Annotated in this window: 13 protein-coding genes; 7 read left to right on the forward strand and 6 right to left on the reverse strand. The window is 52.0% G+C overall.

Going from position 1 to position 17,012, the window contains the following annotated elements:
- The first annotated feature begins 95 nt into the window (after positions 1-95).
- Together ACO0LM_RS04300 and ACO0LM_RS04305 are read left to right on the forward strand one after the other, a co-directional pair.
- Positions 96-2,150: a S46 family peptidase gene (locus tag ACO0LM_RS04300; RefSeq protein ID WP_423034615.1), complete on the forward strand. Its 2,055-nt coding sequence runs from the start codon at positions 96-98 to the stop codon at positions 2,148-2,150.
- A 193-nt stretch (positions 2,151-2,343) separates the two neighbouring features.
- Positions 2,344-2,943, forward strand: a complete 600-nt coding sequence (locus tag ACO0LM_RS04305) for a hemerythrin domain-containing protein (RefSeq protein WP_423034617.1) — start codon at positions 2,344-2,346, stop codon at positions 2,941-2,943.
- Between the two features lie 29 nt (positions 2,944-2,972).
- Here the strand turns inward: ACO0LM_RS04305 and ACO0LM_RS04310 are convergent, their stop codons facing one another.
- Positions 2,973-3,872, reverse strand: coding sequence for a DMT family transporter (locus ACO0LM_RS04310; RefSeq protein ID WP_423034619.1), 900 nt, complete (start codon positions 3,870-3,872; stop codon positions 2,973-2,975).
- A 127-nt stretch (positions 3,873-3,999) separates the two neighbouring features.
- The gene (hrpA, locus tag ACO0LM_RS04315; protein ID WP_423034621.1) at positions 4,000-8,238 is read right to left on the reverse strand and encodes an ATP-dependent RNA helicase HrpA; all 4,239 of its coding nucleotides are present in this window, start codon (positions 8,236-8,238) and stop codon (positions 4,000-4,002) included.
- Between the two features lie 311 nt (positions 8,239-8,549).
- Between hrpA and ACO0LM_RS04320 the strand changes: the two genes are divergently transcribed.
- The 3 genes from ACO0LM_RS04320 to ACO0LM_RS04330 all read left to right on the forward strand — a co-directional run bounded on the left by ACO0LM_RS04320 (position 8,550) and on the right by ACO0LM_RS04330 (position 11,463).
- Positions 8,550-9,698 carry a tetratricopeptide repeat protein gene (locus ACO0LM_RS04320; protein ID WP_423034623.1) on the forward strand — a complete coding sequence of 383 codons (1,149 nt, stop codon included), beginning with the start codon at positions 8,550-8,552 and terminating at the stop codon, positions 9,696-9,698.
- Between the two features lie 125 nt (positions 9,699-9,823).
- Positions 9,824-11,134 carry an amino-acid N-acetyltransferase gene (gene argA / locus ACO0LM_RS04325; protein ID WP_422990320.1) on the forward strand — a complete coding sequence of 437 codons (1,311 nt, stop codon included), beginning with the start codon at positions 9,824-9,826 and terminating at the stop codon, positions 11,132-11,134.
- Positions 11,135-11,190: 56 nt separating this feature from the next.
- Positions 11,191-11,463: an oxidative damage protection protein gene (locus ACO0LM_RS04330; RefSeq protein ID WP_162041666.1), complete on the forward strand. Its 273-nt coding sequence runs from the start codon at positions 11,191-11,193 to the stop codon at positions 11,461-11,463.
- A gap of 66 nt (positions 11,464-11,529) precedes the next feature.
- On the opposite strand, the gene ACO0LM_RS04335 is transcribed toward ACO0LM_RS04330, so the two are convergent.
- From ACO0LM_RS04335 to ACO0LM_RS04345, 3 genes are all read right to left on the reverse strand, one after another.
- Positions 11,530-12,270 (reverse strand): carbonic anhydrase family protein, encoded by a 741-nt coding sequence (locus ACO0LM_RS04335; RefSeq protein WP_423034625.1) that lies wholly within the window; start codon positions 12,268-12,270, stop codon positions 11,530-11,532.
- 113 nt (positions 12,271-12,383) lie between these two features.
- Positions 12,384-13,055 (reverse strand): ribose-5-phosphate isomerase RpiA, encoded by a 672-nt coding sequence (gene rpiA, locus ACO0LM_RS04340; protein WP_423034627.1) that lies wholly within the window; start codon positions 13,053-13,055, stop codon positions 12,384-12,386.
- An 83-nt stretch (positions 13,056-13,138) separates the two neighbouring features.
- A complete protein-coding gene (locus ACO0LM_RS04345; RefSeq protein ID WP_423034629.1) occupies positions 13,139-14,146 on the reverse strand; it encodes a serine/threonine protein kinase in 1,008 nt (335 codons plus the stop codon).
- A gap of 108 nt (positions 14,147-14,254) precedes the next feature.
- On the opposite strand from ACO0LM_RS04345, the gene ACO0LM_RS04350 reads away from it, so the two are divergent.
- The gene (locus ACO0LM_RS04350) at positions 14,255-14,968 is read left to right on the forward strand and encodes a UPF0149 family protein (protein WP_423034631.1); all 714 of its coding nucleotides are present in this window, start codon (positions 14,255-14,257) and stop codon (positions 14,966-14,968) included.
- Positions 14,969-15,073: 105 nt separating this feature from the next.
- Positions 15,074-15,328 carry an acyl-CoA-binding protein gene (locus ACO0LM_RS04355; protein WP_422990311.1) on the forward strand — a complete coding sequence of 85 codons (255 nt, stop codon included), beginning with the start codon at positions 15,074-15,076 and terminating at the stop codon, positions 15,326-15,328.
- 152 nt (positions 15,329-15,480) lie between these two features.
- Here ACO0LM_RS04355 and ACO0LM_RS04360 read toward each other — a convergent pair whose 3' ends face one another.
- A complete protein-coding gene (locus ACO0LM_RS04360) occupies positions 15,481-16,452 on the reverse strand; it encodes a 2-hydroxyacid dehydrogenase (RefSeq protein WP_423034633.1) in 972 nt (323 codons plus the stop codon).
- Positions 16,453-17,012 lie beyond the last annotated feature (560 nt).

Consider the following 17,012-nt stretch of genomic DNA (forward strand, 5'->3'; position numbering starts at 1 on the left):
TTCAGCACATCCATCGTCATGATGGATGCTGCCATCAACCATGGCTGCTCCCTGCCAGGGAGTAGCATCATGTTTCAGTAAAAATGGAATACATCATGCAAAAGAAATTCCTGTTGATTGCCTTGTCCTTACCTGGCCTGGCTTTGGCAGCAGAGGGAATGTGGACGCTGGACAATCTGCCCATGCACAAACTGCAGGCTGAATATGGCTTCAAACCAGGGCCGGAATGGATCAAAAACACCATGCTGAGCTCGGTCAAACTACCCGGCTGCTCTGGCTCTTTCGTCTCCAAAGACGGACTGGTGATGACCAATCACCACTGCGCATCCAACTGCATAGAACAATTATCGAGTGCCAAGAAAAACTATGTCAGCAACGGTTTCCTGGCAAGAAAACACGACGAAGAACAGGTTTGTCCCGCCATGGAATTAAACCGGCTGGAAGAAATCACCGATGTCACCGAGGATGTCCGCAAGGCGACTGCGGGCCTTGAAGGTGCAGCCTTCAAACAGGCACAAAACGCCATCGATGCCAAACTGAGCGCTGCCTGTGTGGGTGACGACAAGGAAAAAACCCGTTGTGACGTGGTCGATCTTTACCATGGTGGCCGTTACCACCTGTACAAATACCATCGCTATGCCGACACCCGTCTGGTATGGGCACCTGAAAAAGCTATCGCCTTCTTTGGCGGCGACCCGGACAATTTCAATTTCCCGCGCTATGACCTGGATATCACCATGCTGCGCGTGTATGAAAATGGCAAACCGGCAGAAATCAAGCATCATTTTCCGTTCAGTAAATATGGCCCGCAAGAAGGTGAAATGAGTTTTGTCACTGGTCACCCTGGTGCTACCCAGCGTCAACTGACGATGGCACAACTGATCAGCCTGCGCGATATCGGCCTGGTCGACAATCTGCAACATACGGCTGAATTGCGTGGCGTCATCACCCAATATCGCAAAACCAGCCCGGAAGCAGCACGTACTGCCGACCAGGCACTGTTTGGCATAGAGAATCGCTACAAGGCTGGCATAGGCAGGTTGAAAACCTTGCTTGATCCGGAATTCATGGCAGGCCAACAGGCAGAAGAAACTGCGTTGCGTCGGTTTGTCGATTCCAGTCCGGAACTGAAAGAAAAAATCGGCGGTGCCTGGGATGCCATCGCCAAGGCACAGGACAGCTATCGCCAGCTCTTCAGGGTCACCAACATGACTGAAGGTGCGGAAGCCTTCAACAGCAATTACTTCAATCTGGCACGCATGCTGGTACGCGCTGCGGATGAAAGAAACAAGCCGGATGCCGAACGCCTGCCGGAATTCATCGATACCCGCCTGCCTGCCATGCAGAAAAACCTTTTTTCCGGGGCACCCATCTATCCCGAATTTGAAAAACTCAAACTCACGCATTCCCTGACAAAAATGCGTGAAGACCTGGGTGTGGATCAGGCATTCGTCAAACAAGTGCTGGGTAAATTATCGCCAGAACAATTGACGGACAAACTGATCGACCACACCCGGATGGCCGACCTTGAATACCGTAAAAGCTTGTGGAATGGCGGCAAGGAAGCGATAGCCCTGTCGGATGACCCTTTCATCAAACTGGCACTGGCTGTTGAGGCAGAATCACGCGCTTACCGCAAGCGCATGGAACAGGAAGTGCAGGCCATCGTACAAAAAAATTCCGAATTGATCGCCCAGGCGCGCTTTGCTCTATCCGGCACCAGTGTCTACCCAGATGCCACAGCCACCTTGCGCCTGTCTTATGGCGAAGTCAAAGGCTGGGATCAGGGTGAACACCAAATCCGCCCCTTCACCAATTTTGCCGGTGCATTCGAACGTGACACGGGTGCCTATCCATTCGCCCTGCCCGCCTCCTGGCATGCGGCAAAGGGCAAGCTGAACTTGCAGCAATCCTATAACTTTGTGACCACGAATGACATCATCGGTGGTAATTCAGGTAGCCCCCTGATCAACCGTAATGGTGAAATCATCGGCCTGGTCTTCGATGGCAATATCCATTCCCTGGGCGGTGCCTTCGGTTACGATGGCCGCAGCAACCGTACCGTTGCCGTACACAGCGAAGGCATACTGGAAGCCATGGACAAAATCTATAATGCCAAGGAATTGCTGAAAGAACTGACCGGTAAATAAACAATGACAGATACAGGGCTTGCCTAAAAGATAGGTCAACACGCCCTGGCCAAAACCTCGTTACGGCATGCTGTAACGAGGTTTTTTCATACCTGGCCCACCGTTCCCATACTTCAATACTATTTGATCCTCGTCAACAGCAGCATGTTGCCCAGGAAGTACAGTAGTAAAAAGAATAGCAAGGAGACTCGCCATGTCGGTCAGGACCATTTACCCCGCTTCACTCAGCATCATCCAGGACGAGCACGAACACCTGTCGTCAGTCATACAGGGTATGCGTTACTTTGTAAGAAAGATAGAAGGTGGGGGAATTGCACCTGATCTGAAGGTGTTCCGCGCCATGCTGTACTACATCATGGAATATCCGGAAAAAGTGCATCACCCCAAGGAAGAACAGTACCTGTTTGCCAAGATCAAGGAAAGAACCCATCAACTGGATAACGAACTGGACGCCCTCAGTGAACAGCATGCGAAGGGTGAATTGCTGGTACACCGCTTATTCCATGCCCTGCTCGACTATGAATTTGGCGGCAAGCCAGCCTTTGCGCACTTTCGTGACCTGGTCGAACAATATGCACAGTTTTATTTTGCCCATATGCGCGCTGAAGAAGAAAAAATCATTCCCGTTGCCAGGCAGGTACTGAATGAGCACGACTGGAAAGAAATCGATGCTGCCTTCCTGGAAAACCGTGCCCATCTGGATGATGCCGGTGCACGCTATAAATATGAGGAATTATTTTCACTGATTGTCAACATCACTCCCGCACCTATAGGCGTGGCAGATCCACTCTGACATCGCGGCTGTCGCGGCCATCACGATATTCAGCCGCGCCGCGAAGACAGGACGATGCCACCGACGATGCACAGAAAAGCCACGGCATGAAACAGATGGGGTGACTCACCCAAAAAAGCGGCAGACATCACGGCAGCAAACAAGGGTGTCAGGTTATTGAAGAAGGCGGCCACATTCGGCCCCACCCGCTGCACACCCAGGCCCCAGCAGCGAAAGGCAATCACAGCTGGACCAATCGCCACAAAAGCCAGTGCAGCAAACAGCATGGGATTCCAGTGTATGGCGGGCTGCATCAGCGTCCACTCGGCAGCAGAAAAAGCCGCCGACCACAGTACGCCAAAACTGACCTGTGCCAGCAAAAAATCGGCCCAGTGATTACGCAATTCAGCATCATCCCCACGCGTTAGCAGCCAGCTGTACAGCGACCAGGTAATGGTGGCAATGATCATGAACAGATCGCCAGGCACCAGCCGCAAAGTCAGCAACTGCGCCAGTTCACCCCGGCTTAATACCAGCAGTACACCGGCGATGGACATGGCGGCACCCGCCAGTTGCCAGCGCGTGACCCTGGCCTGGAAAAACAGGCTGCCGACTATCAGCATCCATACCGGCATACTGGCGGCGACCAGTGTCACATTGATGGGTGAAGAACTCTGCAAGGCCATGTATTGCAAGGCATTGTACAAACCCACACCCAGCAAACCCAATACTGCATAACGTCGCCAGTTACGCCACAAAGTGCTGCCACGACGATAGATGCGGAAAGCCATGGGCAACAGGATTAAAAAGGCCAGCAGCCAGCGTATGAAGTTGAGTGTAATCGGCGGCAGCATTTCATGAATCATGCGCCCTACAATGGCGTTGCCCGACCACAGCAAGGGTGGGATGACAAGCAAGAGTATGGTAGAAGGCGTCAGCTTATGATTCATGAATACGCAGTAAATCCATCCATTTTGCAGACAGTGAAAAACTGCCCGTGATCAGAAAGTAGCGTCAGCGACCAACCTCAACCTACTGCAAGCAAACAAGGCTTGCCTGTGGCCAGGTGATTGAAAATCATCGCTGCAGGCTCTCCCACACTTTTTGCAGACGTTTGACCGACACCGGCATGGGGGTACGCAATTCCTGTGCAAACAGCGATACCCTGAGCTCTTCCAGCAACCAGCGGAACTCCAGCAATTTGGGGTCAGCATCCACACCGGTCTTGCGCGGAAGACGCTGCCAGGCCTGCGCCACGCTATTCCATTCAGCCAGCAGTTTCTGGTCACGCACGGGGTCGGCACGCAGCTTGTCCATGCGTACCGTGATCGCCTTCAGATACCGGGGGAAATGCGACAACTGGGTAAAATCATTTTCAGCGATAAAATGCTTGGTCACCAGCATCTGTAATTGCGACTGCATGTCGGCAGCAGCTTGTGCATGTGCCTTGATACCTTGCAGTTTCTTTGGCAAGCCATGGTATTCGGCCAGTATCTGTGCGGCTGTACGGGCAATTTCATTGGCCAGCAAATTTAGCCTTGCCTTACCTTCATCACGACGCTTATTGAATTCACCTGAATTGGCAGGTAAAGGGCTTTGCAGGAAAGCACTTTCTATGGCGACCTGGATAATCTGGTCTCGCAATTCTTCCTGCGAACCCAGCGCCATAAACTGCATGCCCATCTGCTGCAAGCCAGGAATATTTTTTTCCAGGAACTTGATCTGTTCTTTCAATTGCAAGGCAAACAGGCGTCGCAAACCGATGCGATGTACACGCGCGGCTTCATCCGGGTCATCAAACACTTCAATATGACAATGCGTGAGCTTATCCACCAGCGCCGGGTAACCGATCAGGGTTTGTTTGCCCTGCTGGACTTCCAGCAGTTCGGGCAGACTGTCAAAGGTCCAGGCCACCAGGTTTTCCTGCTTGAATGCTGGTACTGCGGCATGAGACTGGATGCTGGCAATCGCAGGTTTTCCGGTCGCATGGATTGACTTGTCTTCAGGCCCAGCAGCCGGTTTGGTCGCAACCGGATTTGCATCCAGCAAGGCCAGCTTCTCGGCGCTGGCAATACGCTGGAAGCTCTCGCGTGCCTGCCCACCAAATTCTGCCCGCAGGCTGGCCAGGTTGCGGCCCATTTCCAGTTGACGGCCATGCTCATCGATGACTTTGAAGTTCATCGTCAGATGCACGGGTACAGTCTCAAATTTAAAATCCGTGCTCTTGCACAGCAAGCCCTTTTGTTCGCGTATATCCGCCATCACCGCATCAAGGAAATTGCCTTTGCCAAAATCATTGCGCTCACAAAAACCTGCTGCATATTCGGGGATGGGCACACAATGGCGACGTATCTTTTGTGGCAAAGACTTGATCAGCAAATGCACTTTTTCTTTCAGCATGCCGGGCACCAGCCATTCACAACGGTCTGCCGACACCTGATTCAGCGAAAACAAAGGCACGGTCAGCGTCACGCCATCGCGTGGGCTACCTGGCTCAAAGTGATAACTAAGCTGCAAAGCCACACCCGACACCTGCATGGTTTTGGGGAACAGGTCCGTGGTCACACCTGCCGCCTCATGGCGCATCAGCTCGTCCTTGTTCAGGTACAAGAGCTTGGGATTGGCCTTGGTCGCTTCCTTGTGCCATTGTTCAAACAGCACGGCATTCCACACGTCAGCTGGCAAGAGCTGATCATAAAATGCCACGATCAGTTCTTCATCCACCAGCACATCCAGGCGACGTGATTTGTGTTCGAGGTTTTCTATCTCGCGCACCAGCTTTTGGTTATACGCAAAGAAAGGGGCGCGGGTATCCAACTCGCCTTCGACCAGGGCGTCGCGTATGAACATCTCACGTGCTTCTGCCGGATGGGTCAAGCCATATTGAGTGCGGCGCTGGCTATACACCACCAGACCATACAGGGTGGCACGTTCAAAGGCAGATACCTGGCCGGCGCGTTTTTCCCAGCGCGGTTCGCCATAAGATTTCTTGAGCAGATGCTCGCCAATTTTCTCCAGCCATTCCGGATTGATCTGGGCTATGCAGCGCCCGTACAGACGTGTGGTATCCACCAGCTCAGCCGCCATGATCCAGCGCCCGGCTTTTTTGGCAAGAGTCGAGCCCGGCCAGATGTAAAACCTGATGCCACGCGCACCGAGGTAATGTGCTTCTTCGTCTGACTTGTAACCAATATTACCCAGCAAACCCGTCAACAGGGACAAGTGCAATTGCTCATACGTCGCCGGAGCTTCATTCAAACGCCAGCCCTGCTCTTTAACGATGGTCAGCAATTGCGAATGCACTTCGCGCCATTCACGCAAGCGCATCTGGCTCAGGAAATTGGCACGGCAATTGTCTTGCAACTGGCGATTGGTTTTCTTGTGCTCGATGGCATCTTCAAACCATTTCCAGATTTTCAGGTAAGACTGGAATTCGGATTTTTCATCGGCAAATTTCTTGTGCGCCATGTCCGCTGCTGCCTGGGCTTCCATGGGGCGGTCACGTGGGTCTTGCACCGACAAGGCAGCAGCAATGATCAGCACTTCCTGCAAGGCCTGGTTATCACGCGCAGCCAGAATCATGCGGCCCACACGGGGGTCCAGCGGCAGTTTGGCGAGTTGCCTGCCAACCGGTGTCAACTGATTGACATCATCCATCGCCCCAAGTTCTTGCAAGAGCTGGTAACCGTCAGCAATCGCCCGGCCTGGCGGCGGCTCGATGAAAGGAAAAGTCTCGACATCAGTCAGACGCAGGGATTTCATGCGCAAGATGACGGCAGCCAACGACGAACGCAAAATCTCGGGTTCGGTAAATTTGGGCCGTTGCAGATAATCCTGCTCATCGAACAGGCGTATGCAAACACCAGCCGCAACCCGACCACAACGGCCAGCGCGCTGATTGGCCGCAGACTGGGCAACCGCCTCTATCTGCAATTGCTCGACTTTATTTCGGTAACTATAGCGCTTCACACGGGCCAGGCCGGCATCGACCACATAGCGTATGCCAGGCACCGTCAGCGAGGTTTCCGCCACATTCGTGGCTAATACGATGCGGCGCGCATTTGAAGTCTTGAACACCCTTTCCTGCTCTTGCGCAGACAGGCGGGCGAACAGGGGCAAAATTTCCACATGTGGCGGATGATGCTTGCGCAATGCTTCGGCGGCATCACGAATTTCACGCTCGCCGGGCAAAAACACCAATACGTCACCAGAACCTACGCGACACAATTCATCCACGGCATCGGTAATCGCCGTCATCAAATCACGTTCTTTATCTTTTTCCGTGTCTTGTATCGGGCGATAGCGCACTTCTACCGGGTACAAACGGCCTGACACTTCAATCACAGGTGCAGGCTTGGGCTCGGCACCTCGTTCAGCCCCTCTAGTATCAGCAAAATGATTGGCAAAGCGCTGCGCATCTATTGTGGCTGAAGTGATGATGATCTTCAGGTCACGACGCTTGGGCAGTAATTGCTTCAGGTAACCGAGCAAGAAATCAATATTCAGGCTGCGTTCATGCGCCTCATCAATGATGATGGTGTCATATTGTTTTAACAGCGGATCGGTCTGAGTTTCTGCCAGCAAGATACCGTCCGTCATCAGCTTGACTGATGCGCCCTTGCTCAGGGTATCGGTAAACCGGACTTTAAAACCGACATGCTCACCCAGCGGTGAATTCAATTCTTGCGCAATACGCTTGGCAGTGGAAGATGCAGCAATCCGGCGCGGCTGAGTGTGGCCTATCAAGCCTTTTTGTCCGCGCCCCAACTCCAGGCAGATTTTTGGCAATTGCGTGGTCTTGCCCGAGCCAGTTTCACCGCAGACAATAATGACCTGATGTTTTTGCAAAGCTTCGGCAATTTCTGCCCGCTTGCCGGATACCGGCAACTCTTCAGGAAAACTGATGGGCGGCAAGACATTGCGAAAAGGTAAAGCTGGTTCTTCCCTGGCTGGCGCAGCTGCTTGTTGCCGCTTATTGCCGTTACTATTGCCGTTACTATTTCCGCTACTATTTGCCCGACCAGTTGCCCGACCGTTTTCCCCGCCGCTTCCTGTGCTACTGGCGCGCCCGGACTGCGGCCTGGCAGACTGAGACCTGGCTGATGGTTGGCGAGGTACTTGCTGCCGTTCATGCTGTTTTTTTGGCGGACGAACTTGCTCAGCACCGCTGATATTCAGTGTTTTATTTTCCGGTACTTCAGACTTCGCGGTGGTCTCACGCAATTGTTGTCGAAGCTCTCGCAATCCCGATAAACCATCTGGCGCAGCGGGCATTGCTTTTTTGGGGGAGTTTTTAGGTGTTTGATTTGAAGACATAGCGCTGCGCATTATCCCAGATTTTTACGCCGCACAGGAAATGTTGCACTGTTTGCCATAACACACCCATTCTGATCTCATCAAAACAACATTGCAGATCGGGGTGTATTGGCCTGACAACAAGCATCAAATCATATAAATAAATCCCCTCTTTATTTATCCTATAATGAATAAAACTAGAATTCTGGACTGTGGCCAAGCTGGGTTTGCATAGCTATCCAGCAGCCCGGATTCCTGTCTTTAGGCAGAACCTGTTTCATCAACGAAAATGAAATGTGTTCCAGTCAAAATCCAGCCGCGTGAGGATCAAAATGAAAACCTGGATTATTCTGCTCTTTACCGGTTTACTTGCCGCCTGTGCCAGCCAGCCTGGCCAGAAAATAAGCCACCTGCAGTTGCATGATCAGGGCTTTGGCCCGGCATCGACCTCCATCCGCGCCGACGAGGTCATGGCACTCAGCAAGGAAATGCACGCCTACGTTAAAAACGAGATTGCCATCCAGATGCGTGGCAAATCACCGCAAAAAGCCCTGTTTGACGCATTGTCCACCAAAGGCCAGATCAGGCTTGAATACGATGCTGAAATAACACGCAATGCAGCACAGGCCTTCAGTGCCCGTTCCGGCAATTGCCTGTCGCTGGTTTTGATGACGGCTGCACTGGCAAAAGAACTGGGGATGGAAGTGCAATATCAGAATATCCTGATGGACGAATCCTGGAGCCGCAGCAATGACATTTACTTTGCGGCAGGACATGTCAACATCGTACTGGGAAGCAAATCAGGATTCCGTCACTTTACCCAGGAATATAGCCAGTCCATGGTGATCGATTTCTTGCCGCCCAGGGAAATTCGTGGTCAGCGCGCAGACCTGATACGTGAAGCCACCGTGATCGCCATGTACTTCAACAACCGCGCCGCCGAATCGCTGGCACAACACCAGGTCGACGACGCCTACTGGTTTGCCCGCGCCGCCCTGACGAGCGACCCTGATTTCGTCGCTGCCTACAATACCCTGGGCGTGATTTACCGCCAGCATGGCGACCTGGCATTATCCGAAAGCGTGTTCAAGCAAATTCTGGGCAAGGAAGCAGAAAACACCATGGCGCTCAGTAACCTGGTCGAGGTATTGCGCAAAACCGACCGCCAAACCGAAGCACAGGTGTATGCCACCAAACTGGCAAGTTTGCAGCCAAATGCCCCTTTCCATTTCTTTAACCTTGGCCTGGCAGCAATGGACCGCGGCGAATATGCCAAAGCCAAAGCCCTGTTCAAACGGGAAATCAAACGCGATCCGAATTATGACGAATTCCATTTATGGCTGGCGCTGGCGCATTTGAAACTGGGGGAAACCTCGGATGCGGTAGAAGAATTGACACTGGCGCAAGCCAACAGCACCACCCGCAAGGCCGAGAATTTGTATGCCAGCAAACTGGAAAGGATTAAAGCTGCTTACCACTAACCCTCTATCCGGCCTGTCCTGACAGGCACGCCCTGAACAGGAACCAAAGCCTGATTGACAACAATGTGGAAATTCGACCACGTTGGATGGACATCTGTTTTCTCGTCTCAGATTATAATTGGCGGATGGAAAATCCCGTTCAATTCGTTCAATGGCTGCGCTCGGTCGCGCCGTATATTCATGCCTTCCGTGGAAAGACCTTTGTGGTCGCCTTTCCCGGTGAGCTGGTCATGGCAGGTGCACTGCCGGTTCTGGCTCAGGATTTATCACTTTTACATGCACTTGGCATCAAGGTTGTCATCGTCCATGGATCGCGCCCCCAGGTTGCCGAGCAACTGGCCTTGCGGAATGTCGAAGGCAGTTTTCATAATGGCATACGCATTACCGATACCGCAGCGCTGGAATGCTCGAAAGAGGCGGCTGGTGAATTGCGCCTGGATATTGAAGCCGCATTCAGCCAGGGCTTGCCGAATACGCCCATGGCACATTCTGCCATCCGCATCATTTCAGGCAATTTTGTCACGGCCAAACCAATCGGTATCGTAGGTGGGGTGGATTTCCAGCTGACCGGTATCGCCCGCAAAGTGGCGTATGACACCATCCACCGCATTCTGGATGCCGGCAATCTGGTGCTGCTTGGCCCGCTGGGTTTCTCGCCCACTGGCGAAGCCTTCAATCTGACGATGGAAGACGTGGCCGTATCAACCGCCACCGCCCTGCGTGCCGACAAACTGATTTTCATCACCGAAACGCCGATGATGGTGGACCAGGACAATGATGAAATCCGCGAATTGTCATTCATGCAGGCCGAGCAAGAATTAAAAACCAACTACTTGCCGCCAGATTCGGCGTTCTATCTGGAGCATGCGGTCAAGGCTTCACGTGGTGGCGTGCCACGGATACATATCGTGCCTTACAAGATGGATGGTTCAGCACTGCTGGAATTGTTTACCCATGATGGTGTCGGCACCATGGTATCGTCAGAAAACCTGGAAAGCCTGCGCGAAGCCACGATTGAAGACGTGGGTGGCATCATCAAACTGATAGAACCGCTGGAAGCCGACGGCACTCTGGTGAAACGCGGGCGTGAACTGATAGAGCGCGAGATCAATTATTTCTCTGTGATAGAGCATGACGGTGTCATCTTTGGCTGCGCCGCCCTGTATCCTTTCCCATTCGAAAAAATGGCAGAAATGGCTTGCCTGACCGTCAACCCGGATGTGCAAAGCCAGGGCGATGGTGAGCGCATCCTCAAGCATATGGAAAAACGCGCACGCCGCGCCGGCTTTCATAGCCTGTTTGTGCTGACAACACGCACTGCACACTGGTTCCTGAAACGTGGTTTCGTCAATGCTTCATTCGACGATTTACCCAAGGACAAGCAGAAAATGTATAACTGGCAACGTAAATCATTGGTTCTGATCAAGCAGCTCTAGATCGCAAGCCGTATAATTCACGCTGTTTTCGAGATTTAGCAAAAAGGAGTAACACCATGGCCCGTACGGTCCACTGCATTAAATTAGATAAAGAAGCCGAAGGGCTGGATTTTCCACCGTATCCCGGTGAATTGGGTAAAAGGATATATGAAAGCGTGTCCAAAGAAGCCTGGGCCGCCTGGCTCAAGCATCAAACCATGCTGGTCAACGAAAACCGCCTGAACCTGGCTGACACCCGCGCCCGCAAATATCTGGCAACCCAGATGGAAAAACATTTCTTTGGTGATGGGGCTGATGCTGCAAGCGGCTACGTCCCCCCGACAGAATAAGTTGCTTGCACATACATAAGAAAGCCCGCTTAGGCGGGCTTTCTTATTACTTCGACGCGCACTGCATCAATAAAATTCTATCTTGCCGGTTTCCACATCCAGCATGGCACCGACAATTTTTATCTGACCCTTGTCAGCCATTTCTTTCAGCACCGCACTCTTTTCCGTTACTGCCTTGACCGTCATTTTGACATTCATTTCAGACACTGCTTCGACAAAATGGTGATTTTGCGATGAGCGGTCACTGCCATGAATGTCCGGCGTTGCCTTCACTGCCGGCATAATCTTGGCCACCAATTGCGTCAAATTACCCAGATTGGCATTGTCACAAGCACCTTTGACAGCACCACAATGCGAGTGCCCAAGGATGACAATGGTTTTAGAACCAACAACCTTGGCCGCATATTCAAGACTGCCGAGTATGTCTTCATTGACGATATTGCCAGCTACCCTTGCAATAAATAAATCACCTATCCCCTGATCAAATACCAGAGCGGGATCAGAACGTGAATCTATGCAACTGACAATACTCGCAAAGGGGAACTGACCATCATGTCCCGTTGCCTTGACCTGCGCAGGCAAATCTCGCTTGAGCATATTGCCGGAAACAAAGCGTTGGTTCCCCTCTTTCAACATGCTGATGGCAATGTCAGGGCTGATCTTGCTTTGCATGGTCTGATTCATTGCCACGCTGATGACTGGCTGGCTTGCCGTTGGCGACTGTGTTGCACAAGCCGACATCAATAATGCAGTCGTCAATGCAGCGAGGAAGCTTAACGATGTGGCTGTTTTTTTATTTGTACTCATGTTTGTATTCATTTGCATATCTCCTCATAAAATTGAACAACGAATGACTTCTTATTCACCTGCGATTGCCCCCTATTTACAGCAGACCAACCCGAACCATTCCCTTGCCACATTCAAAACTGCAAGGTTTTAACACCTTCACTGGTTCCCAACAAGCAGACATTGGCTCCTTGCTGCGCAAACAGGCCAACAGTCACGACGCCGACGATATTATTGATCGCGGCTTCCAGCGCCACCGGGTCGGCAATCTGCAAGCCATGTACGTCCAGTATCATATTGCCATTGTCAGTCAACAAAGGCTGGCCATCTTTCAGGCGCAAACGGGCTTCGCCACCCAGAGCATTCAGCTTGCGGGCAACGACCGCGTGCGACATCGGTATCACCTCTACCGGCAAGGGAAACTTGCCCAGCTTATCCACCAGTTTTGAACCATCGGCGATGCAGATAAATTTCTCAGCGACCGAGGCTACAATTTTTTCACGTGTCAATGCGGCACCACCGCCCTTGATCATGGCACCCTGTGGCGTAATTTCATCAGCACCGTCGATATACACGGGCATGGATACCACGTCATTCAAATCCAGCACGGTAATGCCATGTCCGCGCAAGCGTGCTGCGGTGGCTTCAGATGATGCAACCGCCGCCTTGACCTTGTGCTTGATCCTGGCCAGTTCATCAATAAAGAAATTGGCGGTCGAACCTGTTCCAACGCCAACAATATCGTTTTCAACCACATAGGCTATGGCAGCCTGGGCTACCGCCAGTTTCAATTCATCTTGCGTCATGGTGCATTTCCATCAAAGTTGATCATTTGCCCGAATTTTACAGGACAGGCTGATCGTCCTTGCAGATTCTGAGTGAAATTGCATCAAACCGGCCACAGCGGCACCTCTTCCATCAGGGCCACCTGCTCGCGCAATTCGAGTATGCGGTCTTGCCAATACCTCTGGCTGTTAAACCACGGAAATGCGGCCGGAAAGGCCGGATCACTCCAGCGCTGTGCCAGCCAGGCTGAATAATGAATCAGGCGCAGCGTGCGCAATGCCTCTATCAGGTATAGCTGACGGCTGTCAAATTCAAAGAAATCTTCATAACCAGCCAGGATATCTGTCAATTGCCGCTGCATGTCCTGACGGTCACCCGACAGCAGCATCCATAAATCCTGTATGCCCGGCCCCATGCGACTATCATCAAAATCCACAAAATGCGGGCCAGCCTGGGGCCCGGATTCCAGCCACAAGACGTTCCCCAGATGGCAATCGCCATGCAGGCGCAATGGCTGCAAGGCCCCCGCACGTTCATAACAGCGCTGTATGCCGTCCAGGGCTTGCCGACTGACACTTTCATAGGCTGGCAACAGATCAGGCGGGATAAAGTCATGCGCCAATAGCCAGGCACGCGGCTGCACGCCAAAGGTTTCTGGATTAATGGCTGGCCGCTCATGATAGACAGCAAGTGCCCCTACAGCATGGATGCGGCCAATAAAACGCCCCAACCATTCCAGGGTTGCGGCATCCCCGGTTTCCGGTGCCCTACCACTCTGCCTGGCAAACAGGGCAAAGCGAAAGCCCTGATAATGGCGCAGGCTGCTGCCATCTGCCGCCTGCATCGCACCAACCACCGGGATTTCATGTTGTAATAACTCACGCACAAAATCATGTTCTTCATTGATGGCTGTATCCGTCCAGCGCAAGGGGCGGTAAAATTTGACGACCACAGGTACATCGTCTTCTATGCCGATCTGGTAAACCCGGTTTTCATAGCTATTCAAGGCCAGCATACGGCCGTCGCTGCGCAAGCCGCTGCTGTCAACAGCGTCCAGCACCAGTTCGGGCGTCAAACCGGCAAAAGAGTCTGGGAGATTGGTATTTGTCATGTTGTCTATTGTACGTGTGCCAAAGCCTGTACGGCATAAAAGACCTGCACAGCCAGCAAACAAAGCGCTAAACTGCCGGTATTTTCAATCTCCACTCAAGAGTGATCCATGCATCTCGATGAACCCTTAAGCGACAAAGAATTCAATGAACTCGACAAATTCCTGATGTCGGACAAGGTCGGCGATGATGGCATGACCATGGACGCCCTGCACGGTTACCTGACTGCCATCGCCCTGGGGCCGGAAATGATACCAATGGGAGAATGGCTGCCACTGGTATGGGGCTTGCCGGATGAGGGTGAACCCAAGTTCAAGAATGAAAAGGAAATGCAGCGCATCACCGGCCTGGTGGCCCGTTTCATGAACGAAATACAGATCACATTTGAAGTTGCGCCACAGGAATATGAACCCCTGTTCTGCGTCATGGAACAAAATGGCAAAGAATTGATAGACGGCGAAACCTGGGCCTGGGGCTTCTGGGAAGGCATGCAATTGCGCGAAGAAGCCTGGGAAGCCGCCTGGGAATCAGAAGAAATCGGCCCGCTGCTACAGCCTATCTACCTGTTGGGCGCAGAAGAAATCGAAGAAGAAGAATTGAAATTCGTCGATACGCCAGAAAAATGCCATGAACTGGCCTTGACGCTGGAAGCATCCATCCCCGCCATACGCCGTTTCTGGGCACCCTTGCGCAAATCCGGCGTAACGACCGTCAAGCGCGATGCCCCCAAGGTTGGCAGAAATGACCCTTGTCCATGCGGCAGCGGTAAAAAATACAAAGCCTGTTGCGGTGCCGGTACTGATAGCGAGCCCACTCTGCACTGATCGCCAGGCAAACTCAGCGCTGGAGGGAACCCTCTAGCGCAAACCGCCCTGTCTGCATGTCTTCATGCTATTTTTGTACTTCTCAATACCACGCTGGAGACCACAATGAGTTTACAAGAACAATTCAACCAGGCACAGGCTGATTCCAAAAATCTGCCAGAGCGCCCAGACAACATGACCCTGCTGAAAATCTATGCCCTGTTCAAGCAAGGCAGCGGTGGTGATGCCACTGGCGAGCGCCCTGGCATGACCGACTTTGTCGGCCGCGCCAAGTTTGATGCCTGGGCTGAACTGAAAGGCACCACCCAGGAAGCCGCCATGCAGCAATATGTTGATCTGATCAACGACCTCAAGGATTAAGAACGTGTTTACGATCTGTAGCGAGCGAGCGTCAGCGGGGTGAAGAGCCGCGCAAAAAGCGGAATGTACTCTAAGTACATGAGCATTTTGAGCAGCGCATGAGCCCCGCGTGGACTCAGATTGCGCACGCGCAGTAAGATCGCAAACAGGTTCTAAGCCATCGGGTTTAACCAATCGCGTGGTTTGCCTTCAATCAGGCCGGCAATCAGATTATCCGCGGCACGATTCGCCATTGCCCGTCGGGTGGCCTCTGAAGCGCTGGCAATGTGCGGTGTCAGCACCACATTTTTCAGCGTCAAAAAGTCTGGATGGAATTTGGGTTCATTCTCAAACACATCCAGGCCGGCCGCCGCAATCCTATGCTTGCGCAAAGCTGCAATCAGCGCCTGATCATCCACAATACCACCGCGTGCCAGGTTGACCAGGGTCGCGCTGGGTTTCATCAATTCAATTTCAGCCGCAGCTATGCAATGATGTGACGCTGGTGAATACGGCAAGACCAGCACCACGTGATCGGCCTGCGCCAGCAATTCTTCCTTGCTGACATACTGGGCATGATTCGCATGCGCCTCCTGCTCAGCGCTCAGCCGTGAACGGTTGTGATACATGACCTTCATATCAAAGCCCATGGAACGTCGTGCTATCGCCTGCCCTATTCTGCCCATGCCAATAATGCCCAGGGTAGCACCATGTACATCCGCCCCCAGGAAAGAGTCGTAACGCCACTTGGTCCAGTGGCCTGCACGCAACCAGTGTTCGGATTCCGTCACCCGCCTGGCCGTCGCCATCAACAGCGCCCAACCAAAATCAGCCGTCGTTTCATTCAACACTTCCGGTGTATTACTGGCCATGACGCCATGCGCAGTACAGGCTGGCACATCAATATTGTCGTAACCCACCGCCATGCTGGCGACCATTTTCAAACCTGGCAACTGCTGCAATAGCTCCGTATTGAATTTGGCGCTGGCAGTCGCCAGGGTACCGACCTTCCCCTTCAACTTCGCTGCCAATTCAGCAGGTGTAAAAATCACATCATCCTGGTTCGATTCAACTTCAAAATAGCCCGAAAGCCGGGTCAATACCTCAGGAAAAATAGCGCGCGTAACAAGAATGGCAGGTTTCATGCATATCCTTTTAATAATAAAAACCAGACCGAAAACCTTTCCGGCCTGCTTCAGAATTCACTTGAATCATCCTGACATCATAAACCTTTCCTCTATTTTTCTTATTTAGCCTTGCAGCCTTGATAAATAAATTGCCAATGAATATTTTCAGTTATGCCTTTTATTATCCATTTAATAATTTCCATGAAATACCCTCCTTACTTCCACGCAAAATCTTATTCGCAAAAATAATTCGATTTAAGAATTTTTAACATTTAATTTTCATATATTAAAAATAATTAATGGAAATGCAAATAATTTCCAGTTTTCCATAAACTTTTCTCAAAAAGTCTGGATACCTTGTGCTCAAACGCGGCACTTTTTAAAGAAGCATTGTTGTCACGTTATCTACTATTTACATATACAAAGGTGAATTGACATGGTTGCAATTGTTAGCGGAAACAGCACAGGCCTGAACTTAACGTCCTCCAGCAATTTGGGCCAGCGCGGTAACCTCGGTTCCGCCAGCCAGGGCAAGACCGGCGAGCAAAGCAGCGTCAATATTGCCAATGGCAACCTGG

The sequence above is a fragment of the Undibacterium sp. Di26W genome, assembly GCF_049340265.1.
Classification (GTDB): Bacteria; Pseudomonadota; Gammaproteobacteria; order Burkholderiales; family Burkholderiaceae_D; genus Undibacterium.